This window comes from Deinococcus sp., assembly GCF_018260555.1.
Taxonomy (GTDB): Bacteria; Deinococcota; Deinococci; order Deinococcales; family Deinococcaceae; genus Deinococcus.
In genome coordinates this window covers 14954-36458 of record NZ_JAGLBB010000015.1, presented here as the reverse complement: position 1 = coordinate 36458, position 21505 = coordinate 14954, and the positions used below count along the sequence as shown (strand labels likewise).

21 protein-coding genes are annotated in these 21505 nt (G+C 69.4%); 17 read left to right on the top strand and 4 right to left on the bottom strand.

Features of this window, described 5'->3' with window-relative positions:
* Window positions 1-428: outer membrane lipoprotein carrier protein LolA (locus QZ271_RS04775; protein WP_291429488.1), on the top strand; the 428-nt coding region annotated here is incomplete at its 5' end.
* Window positions 429-674: 246 nt separating this feature from the next.
* On the opposite strand, the gene QZ271_RS04770 is transcribed toward QZ271_RS04775, so the two are convergent.
* Window positions 675-1304 (bottom strand): LysM peptidoglycan-binding domain-containing C40 family peptidase, encoded by a 630-nt coding sequence (locus QZ271_RS04770; RefSeq protein WP_291429486.1) that lies wholly within the window; start codon window positions 1302-1304, stop codon window positions 675-677.
* Window positions 1305-1738: 434 nt separating this feature from the next.
* Here QZ271_RS04770 and QZ271_RS04765 point away from each other — a divergent pair, with 434 nt between their 5' ends.
* The 6 genes from QZ271_RS04765 (at window position 1739) to QZ271_RS04740 (ending at window position 5920) form a co-directional block, all read left to right on the top strand.
* Window positions 1739-2131, top strand: coding sequence for a hypothetical protein (locus QZ271_RS04765; RefSeq protein WP_291429484.1), 393 nt, complete (start codon window positions 1739-1741; stop codon window positions 2129-2131).
* 186 nt (window positions 2132-2317) lie between these two features.
* Window positions 2318-3019 (top strand): uracil-DNA glycosylase, encoded by a 702-nt coding sequence (locus QZ271_RS04760; RefSeq protein WP_291429510.1) that lies wholly within the window; start codon window positions 2318-2320, stop codon window positions 3017-3019.
* Window positions 3020-3120: 101 nt separating this feature from the next.
* Window positions 3121-3405 carry a DUF1844 domain-containing protein gene (locus QZ271_RS04755; RefSeq protein WP_291429481.1) on the top strand — a complete coding sequence of 95 codons (285 nt, stop codon included), beginning with the start codon at window positions 3121-3123 and terminating at the stop codon, window positions 3403-3405.
* A 1-nt stretch (window position 3406) separates the two neighbouring features.
* The gene (gene dtd / locus QZ271_RS04750) at window positions 3407-3844 is read left to right on the top strand and encodes a D-aminoacyl-tRNA deacylase (RefSeq protein ID WP_291429479.1); all 438 of its coding nucleotides are present in this window, start codon (window positions 3407-3409) and stop codon (window positions 3842-3844) included.
* Window positions 3845-3890: 46 nt separating this feature from the next.
* Window positions 3891-5027, top strand: coding sequence for a LysM peptidoglycan-binding domain-containing M23 family metallopeptidase (locus tag QZ271_RS04745; RefSeq protein WP_291429477.1), 1137 nt, complete (start codon window positions 3891-3893; stop codon window positions 5025-5027).
* Between the two features lie 50 nt (window positions 5028-5077).
* On the top strand, window positions 5078-5920 hold the full coding sequence (locus QZ271_RS04740; RefSeq protein WP_291429476.1) for an N-formylglutamate amidohydrolase: 843 nt from the start codon (window positions 5078-5080) through the stop codon (window positions 5918-5920).
* An 18-nt stretch (window positions 5921-5938) separates the two neighbouring features.
* On the opposite strand, the gene QZ271_RS04735 is transcribed toward QZ271_RS04740, so the two are convergent.
* Complete coding sequence (locus QZ271_RS04735) at window positions 5939-6943, bottom strand: polyprenyl synthetase family protein (protein ID WP_291429474.1); 1005 nt, start codon at window positions 6941-6943, stop codon at window positions 5939-5941.
* Between the two features lie 183 nt (window positions 6944-7126).
* Between QZ271_RS04735 and QZ271_RS04730 the strand changes: the two genes are divergently transcribed.
* Entirely contained in the window at window positions 7127-8173 is a 1047-nt protein-coding gene (locus QZ271_RS04730) for an alpha/beta fold hydrolase (protein WP_291429472.1), read from the top strand.
* 243 nt (window positions 8174-8416) lie between these two features.
* Here the strand turns inward: QZ271_RS04730 and leuS are convergent, their stop codons facing one another.
* On the bottom strand, window positions 8417-10894 hold the full coding sequence (gene leuS / locus QZ271_RS04725; protein WP_291429470.1) for a leucine--tRNA ligase: 2478 nt from the start codon (window positions 10892-10894) through the stop codon (window positions 8417-8419).
* Window positions 10895-11193: 299 nt separating this feature from the next.
* Complete coding sequence (gene hpt, locus QZ271_RS04720) at window positions 11194-11721, bottom strand: hypoxanthine phosphoribosyltransferase (protein ID WP_291429468.1); 528 nt, start codon at window positions 11719-11721, stop codon at window positions 11194-11196.
* Between the two features lie 116 nt (window positions 11722-11837).
* On the opposite strand from hpt, the gene trpC reads away from it, so the two are divergent.
* The 9 genes from trpC (at window position 11838) to glcF (ending at window position 21428) form a co-directional block, all read left to right on the top strand.
* Window positions 11838-12626 (top strand): indole-3-glycerol phosphate synthase TrpC, encoded by a 789-nt coding sequence (gene trpC, locus QZ271_RS04715; protein WP_291429466.1) that lies wholly within the window; start codon window positions 11838-11840, stop codon window positions 12624-12626.
* Window positions 12623-13564: an MBL fold metallo-hydrolase gene (locus tag QZ271_RS04710; RefSeq protein ID WP_291429464.1), complete on the top strand. Its 942-nt coding sequence runs from the start codon at window positions 12623-12625 to the stop codon at window positions 13562-13564. Before trpC ends, QZ271_RS04710 begins: the two co-directional genes overlap by 4 nt.
* Before the next feature lie 40 nt (window positions 13565-13604).
* A complete protein-coding gene (locus tag QZ271_RS04705) occupies window positions 13605-14294 on the top strand; it encodes a VTT domain-containing protein (protein WP_291429462.1) in 690 nt (229 codons plus the stop codon).
* 140 nt (window positions 14295-14434) lie between these two features.
* The gene (gene purM / locus QZ271_RS04700) at window positions 14435-15490 is read left to right on the top strand and encodes a phosphoribosylformylglycinamidine cyclo-ligase (protein ID WP_291429460.1); all 1056 of its coding nucleotides are present in this window, start codon (window positions 14435-14437) and stop codon (window positions 15488-15490) included.
* The gene (locus tag QZ271_RS04695) at window positions 15487-16200 is read left to right on the top strand and encodes a histidine phosphatase family protein (RefSeq protein ID WP_291429458.1); all 714 of its coding nucleotides are present in this window, start codon (window positions 15487-15489) and stop codon (window positions 16198-16200) included. Before purM ends, QZ271_RS04695 begins: the two co-directional genes overlap by 4 nt.
* A 195-nt stretch (window positions 16201-16395) precedes the next feature.
* Window positions 16396-17361: a methylmalonyl Co-A mutase-associated GTPase MeaB gene (gene meaB / locus QZ271_RS04690; RefSeq protein ID WP_291429457.1), complete on the top strand. Its 966-nt coding sequence runs from the start codon at window positions 16396-16398 to the stop codon at window positions 17359-17361.
* Window positions 17358-17894: an isoprenylcysteine carboxylmethyltransferase family protein gene (locus QZ271_RS04685; protein WP_291429455.1), complete on the top strand. Its 537-nt coding sequence runs from the start codon at window positions 17358-17360 to the stop codon at window positions 17892-17894. The genes meaB and QZ271_RS04685 overlap by 4 nt, the downstream gene beginning before the upstream one ends.
* 389 nt (window positions 17895-18283) lie before the next feature.
* On the top strand, window positions 18284-19507 hold the full coding sequence (locus QZ271_RS04680) for an MFS transporter (protein WP_291429453.1): 1224 nt from the start codon (window positions 18284-18286) through the stop codon (window positions 19505-19507).
* A gap of 691 nt (window positions 19508-20198) precedes the next feature.
* Window positions 20199-21428 carry a glycolate oxidase subunit GlcF gene (gene glcF / locus QZ271_RS04675; RefSeq protein WP_291429451.1) on the top strand — a complete coding sequence of 410 codons (1230 nt, stop codon included), beginning with the start codon at window positions 20199-20201 and terminating at the stop codon, window positions 21426-21428.
* Window positions 21429-21505: the final 77 nt, after the last annotated feature.

Genomic DNA, 21505 nt, shown 5'->3' with positions numbered 1-21505 from the left:
CGGACGCCCTGGCCGACAACGTGGTCGTCGCCGACAAGAACGAGATCCGGCAGTACCTGTTCCTGACCAACCAGATCACCGTCACCACCCCCCAGAAGGCTGCCGGGAGCGCCGGCCTGAGCCTGGATTTCACGCAGCTGAGCAACACCGCCAGCATGCTCGGCAGTTACAACGTCAAACTGCTGGGCGCCACTGGCCCGGCTGGCAAGCGCCTGTTCCAACTGGAAGCTACGCCCAAAAGCGGCGGTACCGACCGCACCCGCGTGTGGATCACCGAAAGCGGCTGGCGCCCCACCCGCATTCAGGTGCTGAACAGTGGCGGCAAGACCCTGGCTGACCTGAACGTCTCGAACTACCGCGTGAACACCGGATTGACGGCCACCGAGATCAAGGCCCTCCCGAAGGACGCGCAGATTATCCGGCAGTAACCCCCCAACTGGACCCGCACAGCGGCGCTGCCCAGCAGGGATGGGCGAGAGCGAGCAGGCGGGAAAGGCAGGCGGGAAAGAACCGGAAAAGACACCCCAGTCCTGCGCTGGGGTGTCAACGTTGCAGGCGGCCGTCCAGAATGTGCCGGGGCGGCCCACCTCTGCGCGTGGTGGCCTGAAAAAACCCCCGCCGGGAGGGGCGGGGGGTGTCGGTGAAACGGTGTTGGTGAAACCTGGTCGGTGCGTTCAGTTCAGGACGCGGCGGGCGCCGTTGTAGCGGCTGGCCCAGTACGAGTTGCTGAACAGGGGCTCGATCATGCTGCGGCCGTGGTAGCTGTTGGCGTTGGCCATCATGCCGTCGCCCATGTAGATGCCGACGTGACTGGCGGTGCGGCCCATGGTGTTGAAGAACACCAGGTCCCCGGCGCGCAGGTCGCGGCGGCTCACGGGGGAGCCGGTGCGCCACTGGGAGGCCGCGGTGCGGGGCAGGTTCACGCCCATCTGCCGGAACACGTTCATGGTGTAGCTGCTGCAGTCGATGCCGCCGTTGCCGTTGCCGCCCAGCACGTACCGGATCCCCAGGTAGCGGGTGGCGGCCGAGCGCACGAAACCGTTGCCGCGTGGAACGGGCGACGCGGCGGTCGTGGCGCGCGGCGCGGATGTGGAACCGGAGGCACTGCTGCCTCCGGTCGTGATCCTCTGACCCACGTTGATGGTCGTGCTGCTGAGGTTATTCAGCCGCATCAGGGCGCTCGGCTCCATGCCGGTGGCGCGGGCAATCGAGTACAGCGTGTCACCGGGCCTGACGGTGTACGTTGCTGCGCTGGCGGCGCCACTGAGGGCGAGGGCGGTTAAAAGTACGTGGGAGAATTTCATCGACCCCCGAAGTTTAGCGTGTCTTTATTTAGTTGTCCTTCATTCTTGGGCAAAACGGCACCTGATATGCGCCTATACGTGTTCTATGCGTCGCCTGGTCGGGTGACTTGGGGCTCCACTGTGCCTTCGGTCTCAGTTTTCTCAGAGTTCCCCTCATGCAACTGTAGGTGGAGGGCTGCCCGCCGCAGAGGCGCTGAAACGGAACCGCCGGGTTTTTCTCGGTTTCACTGATTTCTCATGTTCAAAACTGACTCCGGGTAAATTTCTATGACCCCCGCTGTCGTGCTCACCCGTGCATGGCCCACCGGTCCTGCCCATGTGGATCCGCTGCGGCTCTCTGGCCGCCCCGCGCGTTACCGTCCTATACTCGGCGTCAGCGCACTCACCCCGACCCGGCCCGCCTGTGGCCACACCCCGGTGCATTGGAGGACAGCATGAAGGAAACCATGACCACCGACCAGATTCAGACCGGCCTGAAACACTACCGCCGCATCGCCCGCCAGGACATGCTGCGCGCCGCCGAAACACCCCACCCGGACGCGTTCCTCAAGCACGCCGAAAGCCGCCGCGAGATCTACACGCAGCTCGGCACGCACGCCGAAACGCACGCACCCGACGAGGTCATCGCCCGGGCCCTTGACCTGTACCGCGCGCTGCCCTTCGCGACCGGCACGCCGGAACACGAGTACGCGGACATCAAGGGCCACGAGAACGCCCTGGAGAACTTCTTCCTGCTCGTCGGCCTGGACCCCAAAACCCGCCGCGAGGCCCGCAGCCAACGCCCGAAACTCGGCACGCCGTCCGGGGCGGCGGCTCCAACCTCCTGAGCACAACCTCCTGAGCCCCCAGCCTCCTGAATCCGCCCCCCGGAACCACCACCCGCCTGCGCCCCTCCACCCGGAGGGGTTCTTTGCTGTCGCCGCCCACGGTTGTCCGGCCCGGCCCGCCGTATCCTTGCAGGCGTGACCGACGCCGGGCCACCTCACCCCCCCATCAATCCTGCCAGCGCAGTCATCTCCGACAGCGCAGTCAACCCCGCCAGCGCCGACGGGCGCCAGGCGGCCCTGCTGAGCCTGGAGGGCCGCAACCGCGCCTGCCGTGCATGCGACCTGCGCCCCGGCTGCACGCAGGTCGTGGTCGCCGAGGGCCGCGCCGACGCGCCGCTGCTGATTGTGGGCGAGGGCCCCGGCGGGCAGGAGGACCTGACGGGCCGACCCTTCGTGGGGCGCGGCGGGCAGCTGCTCGATCAGATTCTGCACGCCGCTGGCATTGACCGGGCCGACGCGTACATCACGAACATCGTCAAGTGCCGCCCCCCCGGTAACCGCGACCCGCACCCGACCGAAACGCAGACCTGCACGGCCCACTGGCTGGAGCCGCAACTGAGCCTGCTGCGCCCCCGCGTGATCCTGGCCGCCGGGCATACCGCGGCCTCGTACCTGCTGGGCACCCGCGCGCGCATCACGGACCTGCGCGGCCAGTGGTTCGCGTACCGGCACGCCGACGGGCAGGGCGGCACGTACGAGGCCACGCTGATGCCGCTGCTGCACCCCGCGTACCTGCTGAGGCACGATACCCGCGCGCCCGGCGGTCCCAAGAGCCTGACATGGCGTGACATCCGCGAGGTGGCGGCCGTGCTGCGCGGCGACCACGAACCCGCCCTCCGCGCCGCGCTGGCCCCCGCCGACATGCAGGGCCAGCCCGGCCTGTTCTGATCCGGAGCCCGCTCTGTCTGTCCTGAACGGGCGGCTGTGCTCCCTGCCCCGCCGTGGCTGGGCGGACACCCGCCCCCGCCGCGGCCCGTTATGCTCGGCGCATGTCTCACCCGGAATTCGTTGGACTCGTGAACTCCCTGCAGGCGACCGCCGAGGCGGCCCTGGGCGACCTGAACGCCGCCACCGCCAGCGCCGCGCGCGACGGCCTGCTGGAGGAACGCCGCGCCCGCCAGACCGCCGAACGCAGCCTGAAACTGCTCACCATGCTGGCCGAGAAGACGCGCGGGAACCTCGACTTCACCGAGGCTGACCTGCTGACAGACGCCATCGGCAGTGTCCGCGAGCGACTGAACGCCGCTCCGCAGGGCAGCGCGGCGCAGAACTGACGTGCGCGCCACCCTGCAACGCGTGACCCGCGCCACCTGCACGGTCGGCGGCGAGGTCACGGGGCAGACCGGCCCGGGCCTGCTGGTGCTGCTGGCCGTGGCACCCGGCGACACCGAAGAGACTGCCCGCGCCCTGGCCTCCAAGATCGCCAAGCTGCGGATCTTCAACGACGCCAACGGCAAGATGAACCGCAGTGTGCTGGACACCAGCGGCGGCGTCCTGAGTGTCAGCCAGTTCACGCTGTACGCCGACACCCGCAGCGGCAATCGCCCCAGCTTCACGGGCGCCGCGCCGCCCGAGCAGGCCCGCGCGCTGTACGGCACCTTCAATGCCGCGCTGCGGGCGCTGGGCCTCCCGGTCGGGGAGGGCGTGTTCGGCGCGCACATGGTCCTCGACCTGACGAACGACGGCCCCGTCACCCTTACCCTCGATCTATAGGCAGCGGCAGGTTCTCTTCTCACGCTCGGCCCCTATCCTGCGGGGCATGAACCGCCGCTCCCTGCTGCTGGCCGCGCTGCTCCTGGTGGGCGGCGCGGCCGCCTACACCGTCAAGCCCGGCGACACGCTGTACTCGATCTCCCGCGCTCACGGCACCACGCCCGAAGCGCTCATGAAACTGAACAACCTGACGAGTACGACCCTGGGGGTCGGGCAGGACCTGCGGCTGCCCGGTCAGGCCCCCACCCCGCCAGCACCCACCCCGCCAGCACCAGCCAAACCAGCCCAGACGCCCCCCGACGCGACCAGCAAACCCGGCCTGCCCGCCCCGCTGCCCCCCGAGCTCCTGACCCCCACCGCGCCCACCGCTCGCATCGCGGGTGTCAATGTCACGGTACCGGCCAGCCTGCGCATGGGCGACCCTTTCACCGTGCAGCTCAGCGGCGCGCGGGCCGCACTGGCCACCGTGCGTTTTCCCAGCGAGATCGGAGAGGACGTCCGGGAACCCAATGAGCTTCTGAAACCCGTCGGGGCGGCCGGGGAGTACGCCGTGCCGGGCCGCGTGGTCCTCGGCAAGACCACCCCGGTCGTGTTCGAGGTCAGCGTCGGGGGCGAACTCGTGCGCGGCCGTATTCCCGTGCTGGGCCTCGAGCAGCGCATCCAGCACCTGAACCTGCCCCCGCAGATCAGCGGCGTGCTGGTCGATCCGGGCCGCAAGGCCGAAGACGCCCTGGTCGAGAAGGCCTACGCCCGGCGCACCCCGCCGGTCTGGACGCGCCCGTTTGCTCCGGCCCTGAGCGGCGTGAGCCCCACGAGCAGTTCGTTTGGGCAGCCGCGCACGTACACGGCGGGCGGCCCCGTCGCGTACCACTTCGGCACCGACTACCCCGCCAGGGCCGGAACGCCCGTGCTGGCCGTGAACGACGGCACGGTCGTCATCGCCGGACGGTACCCCGTGCGCGGCGGACTGGTCGTCATCGATCACGGGGCGGGCGTGGTCAGCCTGTACTTCCATCAGAGCCGCGTGACCGCGAAGGTCGGGCAGAAGGTCACGCGCGGCCAGAAGATCGGAGAGGTCGGCAGCACCGGCCTGAGTGCCGGGCCGCACCTGCACCTCGAAATCCGCGTGCGTGGCGAGGGCACCAACCCGAGCGGCTGGATGAACCGCCTGTGGCCCCGCTGACGCCTTCTGCGGCCCCCCGGCCTGGCCCCGGGCGGCGCTATGCTCCGCGCATGACTTCCGCGCCCGGCCACCCCACAGGCGACCCATCCCACACAGGTGACCCGACCCGCTCAGGTGAGCTGCTGATCGTCACGCCGCACCCCTCCGGGCAACTGCCGGCCGACGTGCTGCGCGACATGCTGGGCGACGACGTTTTCGACACGCCCCGCCGCGAGGCGTTCCTGCGCCGCATCTTCCTGGACGGCGACCCGTACACGGACCTGCTGTTCAGCGTGCCCGGCGCGCGCCACGTCCAGGCCCCCTGGAGCCGCTTCGCTGCCGACCTGAACCGCGACCGCGACGACCTTGACGACAATGGCGTCCTGAAGCTCATGGGATTTGACCGCGCGCCGCTGTACCCGGCCGGGTGGACGCCAGATGACGCCACGCGCGAACGGCGGCTGCGCCGCATCTGGGACCCCTTCGACGTGCTCGTGACCGCCGAACTTCAGGGCGCGGGCCTGATGATCGTGGGGCACTCCATGGCCCCCACCGGCCCCGCGCTGGGCGCCGATACCGGCGTGCCCCGCCCCGCCATCTGCCTGATGCCCGGCACGCCCGCGCAGCCCACCTACCCGCACGCCCTTTGGAACGCCCTGCAACGCGCCTGCCAGGACGCCTTTGCGCCCATCATCGCCGCGAGCCCCGACCCGCGTGTCACGCTGGGTGAACCCTGGGCGACCGACACCCTGAGCCTCACGCACAGCGCCCGCAGTGGCGTACCCGCCTTCGGCATCGAATTCAACGCGGGACTGTACCTGCGCGGCGGGCAGCCCACCGATCCGGCCATGCGCGCCCTGAACGCCGCCTTTGGCGAGTTCGCGCACGTGGCACTGACGCTGCTGCGGCGCTGATCCCGGCCCTGGGCTGGGTCAGGCCTCCCTGGTCGCCAGTTCCCGGATGACGCCCAGCAGTGCCTGCGCCGCTGCCTGGTCAGGCACGCCGGTCAGCGCCTCTTCCAGCAGGATCAGGCCGTCGCGGGCCAGTCCGTCCGCGTAGGCCTGCGCGTGGGCCACGCTGCCACTCTCCAGCAGCCACGCGTGAATACGGGCGATCACGGCCGGGTCCTTGTCGGGGCGGTCGCGGCGCATCTGGTCCAGGAATACCTCGCGCTGCTCGCGCGGCGCGTGTGCCAGCCAGTGCAGCACGATCAGCGTGCGCTTGCCTTCCAGCAGGTCACCGCCGATCTCCTTGCCGTACTTCACGGGGTCGCCGTTCAGGTTCAGCACGTCATCCCGGATCTGGAATGCCGCGCCCAGCGCCAGTCCCGCCGCGTGAAACCCGGCGTGCGGCTGTGCCCCCGCCGCCAGCGCCCCCAGTTGCAGCGGAACGACCACCGTGTAATACGCAGTTTTCAGGCGCACCATCTGAAGGTAGTCGTCCTCACGCAGGTCCCAGCGGCGGCCCTCGACCCAGCACAGGTCCAGGTGCTGCCCCTCCGCCGTGCGGTGAATCATGTCCAAAAAGGCCTGCATGCCGCCCGGCACGCCCGCGCGGTGAACGGCGGCCCACATGTACGCGTGCAGGCCGTCCCCGGCATTGATGGCCAGCGGCACGCCGTGCAGGCGGTGCAGCGCGGGGCGGCCCCGGCGTTCCTCGCTGTCGTCCTCAATGTCGTCGTGAATCAGCACCCAGTTCTGGAACATTTCCAGCCCGGCCGCCAGCCACAGCGCCGAATCCCACGGCGTTCCCGGTGCGGGGGCCGCCTCCTGATGCGCGCCGTGCATGCGGGCGCTGGCCAGCAGCAATTCGCTGCGGATGCCCTTGCCGCCGCGTTGCGGGTAATCGCGCAGCATGCCGTAATAGCCGTTCAGTTCCGGACGGTCCGACCGTTCGGGCAGCAGCGAAAGCACACGGGACAGCAGATCAGCACGCATCGCCACGCAGTCTAGAGCATCGGCCAGACAGCCCCTTTCCTCATGGCCGCGCTTTCATGGGCGGGCCTTCATGGACGAGCGGAGCCGGTGAATGCGACCGAGCAGGACGGAGAAGGGACGCCCCACGTGCAGAGCGTACCCGACAGGACAGTTCCGCGCCGGATGGTGGGCGAGCATACGGGAATGAACCTGAACCGGACCCACCCGAGCCGCACGCAGGACCGCGCCCACCCGCGCCGCCCCCGGCGCTCCCTGCCGGCCGCGCTGCTGATCGGCGTGCTCCTGGGCTCCGCCGCGCTGGCCCAGACGGTGCCCCCCGCGCCCCAACCTGCCCAGGTGCCGGTGACCGCACCGAACCGGCCCGTGAACCTGCGGCCCGCCCTGAGCGGTGAGCGGCGTTACCTGACCCTGGCGAACTTCGGCCGGGTCGCGTACTACGCCGACCCGCGCGGCGAGGGTCGCCCGCTGGTCCTGACCAGCAGCGTGAACGCCGCCGCCAGCGCCTACGAGATGAAACCCATCTGGGACACCTACGTCGGTACCCGCCCGGTGTACGCGCTCGAATGGCCCGGATTTGGGAGCAGCGACCGCCCGGATGTGACGTACACCAGGGAACTCATGACGGCCGCGCTGAACGCCCTGATCACCGAACTGAACGCCGAAGTGGATGTGGTCGGCCTGAGTCTGGGCAGCGAGTTCGTGGCCCGCGCCGCGCTGCTCGACCCCCGGGTGCGCAGCGTCACACTGATCAGCCCCAGCGGCCTGGGCAACCCGCGTGGCGGCACCCAGCAGGCCACGGCCGACGACGGCGGCCAGCAGCTCTACAGCCGCCTAAACGCGTTCAGCACGCCGCTGTACGCCCTGATCCGCACGCGGCCCAGCATCCAGTACTTCCTGAGCCGCTCGTTCCGGGGCCCAGTTGACGGCGGCCTGATCGACTACTCGCTGGACACCACCCGCCAGCCCGGCGCGAAGTACGCCCCGATCTATTTCATCAGCGGCCGCCTGTTCACGCCCGACGCGTACGCCGACCTGTACTCGCGCCTGAACACCCCGGCGCTGGTCCTGTACGATCAGGACGGCTTCGTTTCCTTTGATCGGCTTCAGGCGTTCACGCAGCAGAGCGGCGTGCAGGCCGTGCGTATCCCCGGCACGGACGGCCTGCCGCACTTCGAGAAGATGCCTGAGGTCAAGGCCGCCCTGGACGCCTTCTGGGCCGCCGTGCGCTGACCTCCGGTCTGGCTGAAACGGACTGCGGTTGATTCGGTGTAGTCCCGAGTCAAGCCGAGCGGACCCGAGGAGGGACAACAGGCGCCTGCGGCTTCATACCGCAGGCGGCGCCTTCCCGACTGTGGCGCAATGAAACACAGGCCGTTTCAGGCGTCCTCTGTCCCGCTGCGCTCATTCCCAGTGCAGCGTCCATTCCTGGGTACCCGCGCCGCTCGGCTCTCCTGGGGATCGATTTCGATGGCCTTAGCGCACGATGATGTTGATGATGCGGCCGGGGACGTAGATCTCCTTGACGATCTGCTTGCCCTCGATAAACCGCGCGATGTCGGCGTTGGCTCTGGCGGCGGCCACTGCCTCTTCCTGCGTGGCGCTCTTGCTGATCGTGACCTGGCCGCGCACCTTGCCGCTCACCTGCACGCCCATGGTGACGGTGTCGCGGGTGGCGGCCTGCTCGTCGGTGGCGGGCCACGCGGCGGTGTGCACGCTGCCCTCCTGGCCGCGCGCCGCCCAGAGTTCCTCGGCGATGTGCGGCACGACGGGCGCCAGCATGCGGTTAAAGATGTCGAGCGCCTCGTCCCAGGCGGGCGTGCCAAAGGCGGGGGCTCGTTTGGCCTTGACCAGGGTGTTCGTCAGTTCCATCAGGGACGCGATGATGGTGTTAAAGCTCAGGCGCTCGAAGTCCCCCGTGACTTTGTTCAGGGTGCTGTGGACCGCGAAGCGCAGGTCAGCCTCGGTGAGGGTCTCGGCGGGGCCAGTGACCTTGTCGTCGGTGTACAGGGTCCACACGCGGCTCAGCCACTTGGCGGGGCCGTTGATGCCCTGCGGGTCCCACGGGCCGCCCAGTTCCCACGGAGCGATGAACATCAGGTAGGTCCGCACGGTGTCCGCGCCGTACTCGCGCACCAGATCGTCTGGGTCAACGACGTTCCCGCGTGATTTGCTCATCTTCTCGCCGTCCTCGCCCAGAATCATGCCCTGGTTGCGCAACTTCGCGAAGGGCTCACTGTGCGTGGTCAGGCCCATGTCGCGCATGACCTTCACCCAGAAGCGTGAGTACAGCAGGTGCAAGATCGCGTGCTCGATACCGCCCGTGTACAGGTCCACGGGCATCATGGGGTCCTTGGCCGGGTCGAAGGGGCCCGCGTGGTAGTCGGGGCTCAGGTAGCGGTACATGTACCAGCTGGAATCCACGAAGGTGTCCATGGTGTCCGTGTCGCGCTCAGCCGCCCCCCCGCAGACGGGGCAGGTGGTCTTCAGCCATTCCTGGTTCAGTTTCAGGGGACTCTGGCCGGTCGGCGTGAACTCCACGTTCTCGGGCAGGCGGACGGGCAGTTGATCCTCGGGGACGGGCTGCGCGCCGTGCTCGGGGCAGTGCACGAAGGGAATCGGCGTGCCCCAGTAGCGCTGGCGGGCGAACAGCCAGTCGCGCAGGCGGTACGTGGTTTTCGCCCTGGCGATCCCGCGCGCCTCCAGTTTCTCGATGATGGTAGCGATGCTGGCCTTCCCGCCGCTCAGCCCGTCGAACTCGCCGCTGTTCACGATGATTCCGTCGCCGGTGTAGGGCGCCCCGGCGTCCTCGGCCATCGGCTCGGCCCCCTCTGGGCGGATGACTTCCAGGATGTTCAGGCCGAACCTGCGCGCGAACGCGAAGTCACGCTCGTCATGCGCGGGCACGGCCATGACCGACCCGGTGCCGTACGTGACCAGCACGTAATCCGCAATCCAGATCGGCAACTGGTGACCCGTGATGGGGTGCGTGGCGTAACTGCCGGTGAACACGCCGGTCTTCTCGCCTTCCTGCTGGCGCTCCACGTCCGTCTTGCGGCCCGCCGCTGCCACGTACGCCTCGACCTCGGCGCGCTGTTCATCGGTGGTCAGGTTCTTCACGCGGGCGTGCTCGGGCGCCAGCACCATGAACGTCGCGCCCATCAGGGTGTCCGGTCGGGTCGTGAACACCGTCTCCGGCCCGGCTGGCGTGTCGAAAGTCACCTCGGCCCCGACCGACTTGCCGATCCAGTTGGTCTGCATCAGGCGCACCTTCTCGGGCATGTCCGCGCCACTAAAGTCCAGCAGCTCGTCGGCGTAGTCCGTGATCTTCATGTACCACTGGCTCAGGTTGCGTTTCTCCACGGCCGCGCCGCAACGCTCGCAGTGGCCGTTCACGACCTGCTCGTTTGCCAGCACCGTCTGGTCCCTGGGGCACCAGTTCACCAGACCGCCCTTCTTGTACGCCAGGCCACGCTTGTAGAACTCGATGAAGAACCACTGATTCCAGCGGTAGTACTCCGGGTCGCAGGTGGCGAACTGACGGCTCCAGTCGATCATGGTCCCCATCGCCCGGAACTGCCCGGTCATGCGCTCGATGTTCGCGTACGTCCACGTGGCCGGGTTGGTGTTGTTCTTGATGGCGGCGTTCTCGGCAGGCAGACCGAAGGCGTCGAAGGCCATCGGGAACAGCACGTTGTACCCGCGCATGCGCATCCAGCGGGCGCGGGCGTCCGGCGCGACGTTCGCGTACCAGTGCCCGATGTGCAGGTTCCCGCTCGGGTACGGGAACATCGTCAGCGCGTAGTGCTTCTCGCCCGGCGCGCTCTCATCGAAGGTGTACAGGCCGCTCCTCGCCCACGCCGCCTGCCATTTGCCCTCGATAGCGTGCGGGTTGTACCGCTCCATGCGCGGCTCGGGAATATTGACAGGCCTGGATTCGTTGTTCTGGGTCATGAGGTCGCTCCTTCAGAAGTGGGGGAGAGGGGGGGAATGGGCGCGCTGGCCACGGCTCCCGACGATCAGCGCCAAAAAAAACGCCCCGGCACGCAGCCGGGACGCCCGAACGAACCTGACGGCTAGTTGGGGCGTCCGGGGCTGAGAAGCGCAGAGCGGATCATGCCCGGAAGTGTAGCGCAAACCCGCCGTGCCCGTCAGCGTGTCAGCGTCAGACGGATTCTGAAGCGTTCGGATTCCGGGCCTCCAGCTGTGGCTGGTGGGGGGTATGCCTGCCGGTCACCTGTGTGTGCTTCTTGCTATTCCTGGCTGGTGATGTACGGCAGGTTCCGGTCGAACTGCGCGCGGTCCAGGCCGTAGCCGTACACGAACGCGTCGGGAATGGTGAAGCCCAGGTACTCGACGGGAATCTCGACCTTGCGGCGGCTGGGTTTGCTGAGCAGCGCGGCGATCTTCAGGGATTTGGGGCCTCGGCCTTCCAGGTACTGCAGCAGGTAGTTCATGGTGATGCCGGTGTCCACGATGTCCTCGACCAGGATCACGTGGCGGTCACTGATAGGGAACTGGAGGTCCTTGACAATGCGGACCTCGCCGCTGCTCTGCTTGGCGTTGCCGTACGAGCTGGCCTGCAGAAAGTCGATGGTGCAGGGCATGTCGATGGCGCGCACCAGGTCGGCATGGAACATGAAAGCACCGTTCAGGACGCAGATCAGGTGGGGTTCGGTGCCGTGGTAGTCCTCGCGGATTTTAACGGCGATTTCGTGAATGCGGGCCTGAAGTTGGTCCTGCGTGATCTGTACGGGGCCGTTGCCTGGGGCGAGACTCATAGGGGATCAGGCTAACACGCCGCCCTGCCGCGGGCGGGCTCGGGAGACCTTCAGGCGTGCTGCGCGCCGTGCTGGTGGGCGGCGGGGGGGTCGGTGAATGCAGTATGCTTCGGCGCATGTCTGCCCTGAGTGCCCCTGATCTGAAGCGCGTTCCGGGCGTGCTTGGCCGCATCGTGGAACTTCGCGCCGGGGATTACGCGGGCGCGGACCCGCAGCTGGGCGCGGCGCGCCCCGGCGAGCGGCGGTTCGAGGCGGCCCTGGGCGCGCCGGGCCTGTCACTGATTGCCGAGGTGAAGCGCGCCAGTCCCAGTGAGGGCGCCATTGCGCCGCTCGATCCGGCCGACGCGGCGCGGGCGTACGCGGCGGGCGGCGCGGCGGCGATCAGTGTACTGACCGAACCGCGTTACTTCGGCGGGAACCGTGAGGCGCTGCTGGACGTGGTGGCCACCACGGACCTTCCGGCGCTGCGCAAGGATTTCGTGGTGCATCCGGCTATGCTGCGCGAGGCGGCCGACTGGGGCGCGTCGGCGGCGCTGCTGATGGTCAGCGTGCTGCACGAACGAACAGGTGAATATCTGGGCGCGGCGCACCACCTGGGCCTGGACGCCCTGGTCGAGGTGCACGACGAGCACGAACTGGACGTGGCCCTGGCGGCCGGAGCGCGGATCATCGGCGTGAACAACCGCGACCTGACCACCCTGCAGATCGACCTGAGCGTCAGTCCGCGCCTGATTCGCCGGGCGCGTGAGGCGGGCTTTACAGGCGTGCTGGTCGCCGAGAGCGGCTACCGCACCCCGCAGGACGTCGCGGCCGTGCGCGGGCTGGCGGACGCGGTGCTGGTGGGCAGCAGTCTGGCGGGCAGCGGCGACCTCGCGCGCGCCGCACGTGACCTGATGACCCCGTGAGCGGACCAGCTCAGAACACTCCTGACCACGTCAGCCCCGACCAGACCAACTCTGATCAGACCGACACCCTGACGCTGCTCGGCACGGGCGACAGCAAGGGCGTGCCGCGCTTCTGGTGTGCGTGCGCGGTGTGCGCCGAGGCGCGCGGCGTGAACGGGCAGCCCGGACTGAACCGCCGCACGCGCACCGCCACGCTGCTGCGTTCGGGTGCCCGGGTGGCGCTGCTGGACGCCGGGCCGGACACGCACGCCGGACTGGCCCGCCTGAGCGGCCCGCTCGTGCCGGACGCGGTGTTCATCTCGCACGCGCACAACGATCATCTGCTGGGCCTGGGCGACCTGCTCGACTACGCGCGCTTCGCCCCCGGACGGCTGCGCGTGTACGCCCCGCCGGAGGTCGTGCCGCAGATCGCCGCGCGCTTCCCGTACGCCTTTCCGGCGGGCGAGGGGGGGCCGGTGCAGCCCATCCCGCCGCAGGGCGTCCCGGTGGGCGAGGTGGTCGTGCGGGCCTTCCGGGTGCCGCACGGCGCGAACGGACACAGCCACGCCTACCGCCTGGACCGCCCCGCCGGGGCCGGGGGTGACGGCTGGTCGGCGGCGGTCGTCACGGACGCCATCGGCATTCCGCCAGGGCTGGCCCGCGAGTGGCTGCGCGCGCCGGGCGGCGCGGGCCTGGATACGCTGGTTCTCGGCACGTCCTTCGAGGACGAGTCAGGCGCGCCCCTGACCAGCCGCAGCGTGTACGACGTGCGCGGGGCCCTGCGCCTTCCCTGGGCGCGGGCGGCGGGGCAGGTCGTCCTGACGCACCTGTCGCATGGGGTGGACGTGCGCCGCGCAGGTCACCTTCCACCCGGCTGGAGGTACGCCCACGACGACCTGACCGTTCACCTGACTGCGGCCGCCGCCCGGCCCGGTCCCTCCCCGTCCCACAACCTTTGATGGTCGCAGCTCATCGGTGCGGCGCTTACACTGGGCCGCAATGACCGCCGCCGCGCATTCACCCCGTTACCTGCGCTGGCTGATCCTGGGCGGCGCCCTGCTACTGCTGATGGGGGTGGCCCTGCTGCCCGACGTGCGTGAATTCCTGGCCCGCGCCTACGCCGCCCTGACCAGCCACGATCCGCGCGTCACACAGGCGTTCGTGGACGGCCTGGGCTGGGCCGGGCCGCTCGCGTTGATCGCGGGGTTCGTGCTTCAGGCAGTGCTTCCGGTCGTGCCGGCGCTGGTCATGACCGCCGTGACCGCCCGCGCCTACGGCCTGTACGATGGATTCCTGATCGTGTACCTGGGCACGCTGCTGGGCGCCGCTGCCGGGTACGGCCTGGGCCGCACGCTGGGCGACACCCTGATCCGCACCCTGGCCGGTGAGACCGCCCGCCGCACCGCGCATGATGTTGCCACGCGCTACGGCCTGCAGGGCGTGCTGATGGTGCGCCTGATGCCGGTCCTGTCCGCCGACGTCATGAACCTCGTGGCGGGCGCGGCCCGCATGGGGTTCCGGCCGTTCATGCTGGCCACGGCCGCCGGGGCGCTGCCGGTCACGCTGCTCGTCGTGTGGCTCAGCGGCAACACGCAGCGCCTGCTGTGGGGCCTGGGCCTGCTGTCGGCCGTGGTGGCGTCCGTTGCACTGAGCCGCTGGCTGCTGGCCCGCCGCGCCGCCCGCGCCTGATACGGACTCCGATTGACTCGCGGCAGTTCTGAATCAATCGCAGTCCGTATGGGTGGCCCCTTCGCCCCGGCCCTGACCAGCGCGAGTTTGGTTACACTGCACTGAACATCCGCTCAGCGGACCGCAGGAGGCAGGAGCACATGACTGAAAGCAAGCAAGGCGCGCCGGCGTCAGCCTACGAACGCGCGGGCGTCAGCATCGACGCCGGACACCGCGCCGTCCACCTGATGAAAGACGCCGTGGCCCGCACGCACACGCCCAACGTGCTGGGCGGCCTGGGCGGCTTTGGCGGACTGTTCCGCGCCGCCTTCGGTCACATGGAGGACCCGGTGCTGGTCGCCAGTACGGACGGGGTGGGCACCAAGACGAAGGTCGCGGTCCGCACCGGACGCTTCGGCGGGCTGGGCGGCGACATCGTGAACCACTGCGTGAACGACATCCTGGTGCAGGGCGCGCGCCCACTGTTCTTCCTGGATTACGTCGCCATGGGCAAACTCTCGCCCGAACGGGTCGCGGAAGTCGTGACCGGCGCGGCGCAGGCCTGCGAAGCGCTGGGCGTGGCCCTGCTGGGCGGCGAGACCGCCGAGATGCCCGGCGTGTACGTGGACGGCGAACTGGACATCGTGGGCACCATCGTGGGCGTCGTGGACCGCCCGGCCCTGATCACGGGCGCACGCATCGAGGTGGGCGACGTGGTGATCGCGCTGCCCAGCTCGGGCCTGCACACCAACGGTTTCTCGCTGGCCCGCATGGCACTGGACGATCTCGACTGGAACGAGGCGCGCGGGGACCTGCACGGCCAGACCCTGGCGGACCTGCTGCCCGTGCCGCACCGCTCGTACCTCCCGGCCTTCGACGCGCTGCAGGCCGCCGGGGTGGACGTGCGCGGCATGGCGCACATCACGGGCGGAGGCCTGATCGACAATCCGCCCCGCGTGTTCCCCGCCGGGATCGGCATGCAGGTCGAGACCGGCAGCTGGACCGTCCCGCCCGTCTTCGAGTTGATCGTGGCGCGCGCCGGCGTAGAACGCCACGAGGCCTTCCGCGCGCTGAACATGGGCGTGGGCTTCTTGTTCATCCTGCCCGCCGCGCACGGGGCGGCCGCACTGGACGCCCTGAGGGCCGCCGGCGAGCAGCCCTGGGTGATCGGTCACATGACGGCCGGTCAGGGTGTGACCTTCACGGGAGCCGTTTGACGAGGCGGATGGCTCCCACCGGCTTCGCCGCGCTGGACCGCGCCACCGCCACGGAATTCTGGGTGGTGCGCCACGGTGAGAGCACCTGGAACGCCGACGGCCGGTACCAGGGTCAGACGGACGTGCCGCTCAGCCCCGTGGGCGTGCTCCAGGCGTCCAGCCTTGCAGAGCGCCTGACCGCACAACCCTTCGACGCCGTGTACACCAGCGACCTGAACCGCGCCGCCCAGACCGCCCGTATCGTCGCCGAGCGCCTGCACGGCGCGCCCGCAGTACAGACCGACGTGGGTCTGCGCGAGATCGACGTGGGCGACCTCGCGGGCCTGACCATCCACGAGATCCGCGGCCGCTTTCCCCAGTACCTTCAGGCCCTGAGCACCGAACCCTGGAGTACCCGCCGCCCCGGCGGGGAAAGCATGGAGGACCTGTACGCCCGCAGCGGCGAGGCCTTCGCGCAGATTCAGGCGCGCCACCCCGGAAAGCGGGTGCTGGTGTTCACTCACGGCGGCGTGGTCCGCGTGGCGGTCGGTCTGGCGCTGGGCGGCGTGCCCGCCAACGCCTGGGCGCGCCTGAGCGTATCGAACACCTCGGTCACGCGCGTCCTGCTGGGTCAGGGCAGCGGCATGCTGCTGGGTTTCAACGACGACGCCCACCTGGAAAGCCTGCTGGAAGCCACCGAGGCCGACGATGTTCTCGGGCAGGCACCCTAGCCGCAAACCCCCTAGCAGCAACCACCGTGACGGCGGGGCCTTCCAGGCGCGGTCGCTCCTCCCAGCCGGGCCCGCCGCGGACAGGCCGCGGGCGTGATCCCCGTCCGGCGCGGCTGAACCCCGCCGCGCGCCCATGCGCTAGCCTGGGCGGCACATGCGCTCTCTTCAGTTCACCCGTTCCGGCCGGGACAGGCCGTGACCGCCCCGCTGCCCCCGGCCGGAAGTCCGCCGCCCACCGAGCTGCTCACCCGCTACCTCGCCGGGGACCTGCGCGCCCTGGCCCGCGCCGTCACGCTGGCCGAGGCGGGCCTGCCGGGCGCGCGGCCCCTGCTGCGCGCCGCCCGTGAACGCACCGCCCAGCAGGGTGGGCAGGCCGTGGTCCTGGGCGTGACCGGCAGCCCCGGCAGCGGCAAGAGCACCCTGACCGACGCCCTGATCGCCACGCTCCGCGCGCGCGGGTCGCGGGTCGCGGTGCTGGCCGTGGACCCCAGCAGCCCGTACAGCGGCGGCGCGATCCTCGGCGACCGCATCCGCATGCTGCGCCACCATGCCGACGCGGGCGTGTTCGTGCGGTCGCTCGCCAGCCGGGGCGCGCTGGGCGGCCTGTCGGCGCGCACCATGTCGGTCCTGGCGCTGCTGGAAGGCGCGGGTTTCGACTGGGTGATCCTGGAAACCGTGGGCGTCGGGCAATCCGAGGTGGACGTCGCTGCCGCCTGCGACCACACCCTGCTGGTCCTCACGCCAGCCGGCGGAGACGGCGTGCAGGCGTTCAAGGCGGGCATCATGGAAATCGCGGACGTGATCGCCGTGAACAAGGCCGACCTGCCCGGCGCCGCGCGGACCGTCCGGGAACTGACGGCCGCGCAGGGCCTCGGCGCGCACGACGAGCACACCTGGATGGCGCCCATCCGGCAGACCATCGCCTCGAAGGCCGACGGCCTGGACGCCCTGCTGGGCGCCGTCGAGGCGCACCGCGCGCACCTGGGCGAGAGCGGCCTGCTGGCCCGCCGCGAGGCCCGCGCGGAATTCGAGGTCCGCTCCCTGGTGCAGGAGCGGCTGCTCAGACTGGCCCGCGAACGCAGCGGCGACCTGTACGCACGCGTGGCCCGCGGAGACCTGAGCGCCGATGAGGCCGCCGACACCCTGCTGGAGAAGGCGTGAAGGCCCGGCCGCTGGCCACCTGGCTGCTGGCCTTCCTGAGCGCGCAGCGACTGCTGGAACTGCGGGTTGCGCGCCGCAACGAACGCTGGGCGCGCGAGCGGGGTGCCGTGGAATACGGCCAGGAACACTACCCGCTGTTCTTCGTGCTTCACCCCGCCTGGATGCTGTTCACGTACCTGGAAGGCCGCGCTGGTAGCGGGCGGGTGAACGTCCCGGCGCTGCTGCTGTTCGTGCTGGCCCAGCCGCTCCGCTACTGGGTGATCCGCACGCTGGGCCACTACTGGAACACCCGCATCCTGATCGTGCCCGGCGCTCAGCGCGTCACAGGCGGCCCGTTCCGGTTCCTGCGGCACCCGAACTACGCGGTCGTCGCGCTGGAACTCGCCGCCGCGCCGCTCGCCGTGGGCGCGTGGCGCACCGCGCTGGCCTTTACGCTACTCAACGCCGCGCTCCTGCTGGGCGTCCGCATTCCCGCCGAGGAACGCGCGCTCGCCCACTACCAAACCGGACAGGTCAGACCTCCGGCGACCTAAGTACACTGCGTTTATCTTGTCGATAAACCGCGCGGAGCGCGGAGCAGAAGACAGTACGTTGGAGCGGGAATGGAGAGGTTCCGGTGCTTTCCCGGCATGGCGCCATGTGAGCTTCAAGGTACTGAACCAGGCGGAAGCCGTATCATACCCGTACAGTCATGCGCCTTTCCTTTCAGGACTGTCACAGGTGATCTCTGGAGCTTCATCAGGCGCTGAGCCACCCCGGACCGCGCCGCCCGGCAGCCGAGGCAGGTGGCCGGGGCAGCCCAAGCCGGGTCGGTGGCCGGGGCGGCCCAAGCCGGGTCGGTGGCCGGGCAGGCCGGACATCCGGACCGCTGTGGGGACGCCGCTCGCGACGGGCAGCGGCCCGGCGGAGTACCGTTCAGAACATGTCGGCCCCCATCCCCGTACTACCTCCCCGCCCGGGTGATTCCACGACCGGCCGCGCATCCGGCGCCGCCACCACCGTCGCGGCCCGGAACGCCGCCGCGATTGCCGTGGCCGTCACCGCCGGTCACTTCATCAATGACGCGTACGGCGCCATGCTCACGCCCCTGACCCCCGCCCTGCAAGCCAAGTACGGGGTCAGCATCGCTGCCGTCACTCTGCTTTCCAGCGTGTACTCGCTGACCAGCAGTGTCCTACAACCCCTGCTGGGCATCGTCGGTGAACGCATAGATCGCCGCTACGCCGCCGCGCTTGGCCCCCTGATGACGGGCATCGGCCTGACCCTCATGGGCTTCGTTCCGTGGTTTGGCGCGTTGATCCTGCTCGTGGCCGTCGCGGGGTTCGGCAGCGGTTTCTTCCATCCGGCCGGAGCCGCGTACGTCGCGCAGCACAGCCCCCCCGACAAACGCGGCCTGTGGGCCAGCCTGTTCAGTGCGGGCGGCACCGCCGGCATGGCCCTCGGCCCGGTCTTCGCCGGGGTGGGCCTGACGCACCTGCCGTGGTTCGCGCTGATCGGCGTGGTCGTCGCGGCCGTCACCTTCGCCGTCACGCCCAGCGGTGTGCAGAAGGCCCGCCGCCTTCCCCTGCGCGATTACGCCGGCATCTTCCGTGGCCCCCTGGTGTGGCTGTGGGCCATGGCCGTCCTGCGCTCGCTGGCCAGCATGGGCTACAACGCCATGCTGCCGTTCATGCTCCTGGCGCGCGGGTACGGGGCGCGTGAGGTTGCCATCACGCTCGCCGTGTACTCGGTCGCCAGCGCCGTCGGCGGCATCGTCGGCGGGCGGCTCAGTGACCGTCTGGGCCGCGTCACCGTCCTGCGCAGCGCGATCATGACCACCATTCCCTTCTTCGCGGCGCTGATTCTCTCCAGCCCCGCCAACTGGTGGTTCTACCCCCTGACCTTCATCGTGGGGGCCGCCGTGAACGCCAGCATTCCCGTGGGCGTCGTCACCGCGCAGGAGTACGCGCCCGGCCACGTCGCGGTCGCCAGTTCCATCATGATGGGCTTCTCCTGGGGTTTCGCGGGCCTGCTGGTCTTCCTGGTGGGCGCGCTTGCCGACGCCACCAGCCCTACCACCGCCGCCCTCGCCGCGCTGAGTCTCCTGATTCCCAGCGCCATCATCGCCGCGCGCCTCCCGGAACCAGCGAAGGTGCAGTTCAGCTGAGCGGCACGTAATTGGGCTGCGTCATGCCACCGGCGCCTATCTGGGCGCCCACGGTGTGATGCTCGGCCACCCAGTACCCGGCGTCCTTGGCGGCCTCCACGTATGTCAGCACCAACTGGGCCGCTGTGGCTCCCAGCGACCGGGCACGGCGTCCACTGCGGAGCGCGGCAGGGCGTACTAAGTACACTGCGTTTATCTTGAAGATAAACCGCGTGGAGCGCGGAGCAGAAGGAAAGTACGTTGGAGCGGGAATGGAGAGGTTCCGGCGCTTTCCCGGCATGGCGCCATGTGAGCTACAAGGTACTTTCTTCTTCACGCCCGGCAGTTTGATACGGATTCCGATTGATTTGCTGTAGTTCTGAATCAATCCGAGCGGACGCGAGGAGGAAGGGCAGACGCCCCTTCGCGATATGGAGCCGCAGGCGGCGCTTTTCCGACTGTGGCGGAATGGAGCGCAGTCCGTCTGAGACGGCCTGCGCTGCGTCACCCTGCCCACCCACCAGAAGCCTCCCATGACCCCCCCAGCTACGAACTTCCAGACGCACCACGCCCCTCAAGGCGGCCACCCCCCTAGCTGACAGCGCCCGCGCGCCCAATCGTCCCGTCCGGCCGCGCCTATCCTGTACCGCATGAGGTTCCACGCTTGAACAATGACATTCCCGTGCAGACCCTCGGGGGTCAGGGCGAGGTCATGGCGCACGCGGTCGACGCGTGTGTGCACTGCGGCTTCTGCCTGCCCGCCTGCCCCACCTACGCGCTGCTGGGCGACGAGATGGACAGCCCGCGCGGCCGGATCGTCCTGATGAAAGAGGTGCTGGAGGGCGGCTTGCCGCTGATGGACGCTGCGCCGCACCTGGACCGCTGCCTGGGCTGCCAGGCCTGCGTGACCGCCTGCCCCAGCGGCGTGCCGTACGGAGAACTGATCACGGCGTTCCGGGGCTGGAGCGAGCCGCGACGCCAGCGCAGTCCGTTCGACCGGGTCAAGCGGACCGCGATCCTGAAAATTTTGCCGGCCCCGAAGGTGTTCAGCGTGGCGGCCCGCCTGGGTCAGTTCGCCAAGCCGCTGGCACCCGCGCTGCCGGCCGCGCTGCGCAGTCCGCTGGACCTGCTTCCCGAATCGGTGCCCGCCATGCAGCCCAGCGCCGCCTTCACGCCCGCGCGCGGCGTGCGGCGGGGGCGAGTGGCGTTCCTGGTCGGCTGCGCTCAGCAGGCTTTAGCGCCGAACTTTAACGCGGCGACTCTGCGTGTTCTGGCCCGCAACGGCATTGAGGTAGTCATTCCAGAGGGTCAGGGCTGCTGCGGCGCGGCGGCTCTACACACTGGAGCCAGGGAGGAAGCACTGAGACTGGTGCGCCAGAACCTCGCGGCCTTCAATCCGGACGACTACGACGCGATACTGAGCAACGCGGCGGGATGCGGCGCGGGCCTCAAGGAATATCCGGTAATCCTGCATGGCCTTCCCGACGAGGCGCAGGCTAAAGCGTTTGCCGCGAAGGTGCAGGACATCAGTCAGTACCTGGCGGGGCTCCTGCGAGACGGCGAATTACAGCCCATGATGCCCACGCGCCAGCCACTGAAAGTGGCTTACCACGACGCCTGTCACCTCGCCCACGCGCAGAAAATCAAGGCTGCGCCCCGTGAACTGCTGCGGGCGATTCCCGGCGTGCAACTGGTCGAAATCCCCGAAGGCGACCTGTGTTGCGGCTCAGCGGGAACATACAACCTTGAGCAGCCCGAACTGGCAAACCAGCTTGGCCAGCGCAAGGCTCAACATATTCTGTCCACCACACCGGATATTGTCGCCAGCGGAAATATCGGCTGCCACACCCAGGTTCAGAGCCATGTGCGCCGCTCGGGCAGCCCCGTGGCCGTGATGCATACGGTAGAAGTGTTAGACCTGGCCTACCGGGGGGAGCTGTAAGGCCGCTTAAGTACCTTGAAGCTCACATGGCGCCATGCCGGGAAAGCACCGGAACCTCTCCATTCCCGCTCCAACGT

Coding starts and splice junctions, on each gene's coding strand:
- QZ271_RS04770 (WP_291429486.1), bottom strand. CDS start 1,304: ATGAAATTCTCCCACGTACTTTTAACCGCCCTCGCCCTCAGTGGCGCC.
- QZ271_RS04765 (WP_291429484.1), top strand. CDS start 1,739: ATGAAGGAAACCATGACCACCGACCAGATTCAGACCGGCCTGAAACAC.
- QZ271_RS04755 (WP_291429481.1), top strand. CDS start 3,121: ATGTCTCACCCGGAATTCGTTGGACTCGTGAACTCCCTGCAGGCGACC.
- QZ271_RS04745 (WP_291429477.1), top strand. CDS start 3,891: ATGAACCGCCGCTCCCTGCTGCTGGCCGCGCTGCTCCTGGTGGGCGGC.
- QZ271_RS04740 (WP_291429476.1), top strand. CDS start 5,078: ATGACTTCCGCGCCCGGCCACCCCACAGGCGACCCATCCCACACAGGT.
- QZ271_RS04735 (WP_291429474.1), bottom strand. CDS start 6,943: ATGCGTGCTGATCTGCTGTCCCGTGTGCTTTCGCTGCTGCCCGAACGG.
- QZ271_RS04730 (WP_291429472.1), top strand. CDS start 7,127: ATGAACCTGAACCGGACCCACCCGAGCCGCACGCAGGACCGCGCCCAC.
- leuS (WP_291429470.1), bottom strand. CDS start 10,894: ATGACCCAGAACAACGAATCCAGGCCTGTCAATATTCCCGAGCCGCGC.
- hpt (WP_291429468.1), bottom strand. CDS start 11,721: ATGAGTCTCGCCCCAGGCAACGGCCCCGTACAGATCACGCAGGACCAA.
- trpC (WP_291429466.1), top strand. CDS start 11,838: ATGTCTGCCCTGAGTGCCCCTGATCTGAAGCGCGTTCCGGGCGTGCTT.
- QZ271_RS04705 (WP_291429462.1), top strand. CDS start 13,605: ATGACCGCCGCCGCGCATTCACCCCGTTACCTGCGCTGGCTGATCCTG.
- purM (WP_291429460.1), top strand. CDS start 14,435: ATGACTGAAAGCAAGCAAGGCGCGCCGGCGTCAGCCTACGAACGCGCG.
- QZ271_RS04680 (WP_291429453.1), top strand. CDS start 18,284: ATGTCGGCCCCCATCCCCGTACTACCTCCCCGCCCGGGTGATTCCACG.
- glcF (WP_291429451.1), top strand. CDS start 20,199: ATGGCGCACGCGGTCGACGCGTGTGTGCACTGCGGCTTCTGCCTGCCC.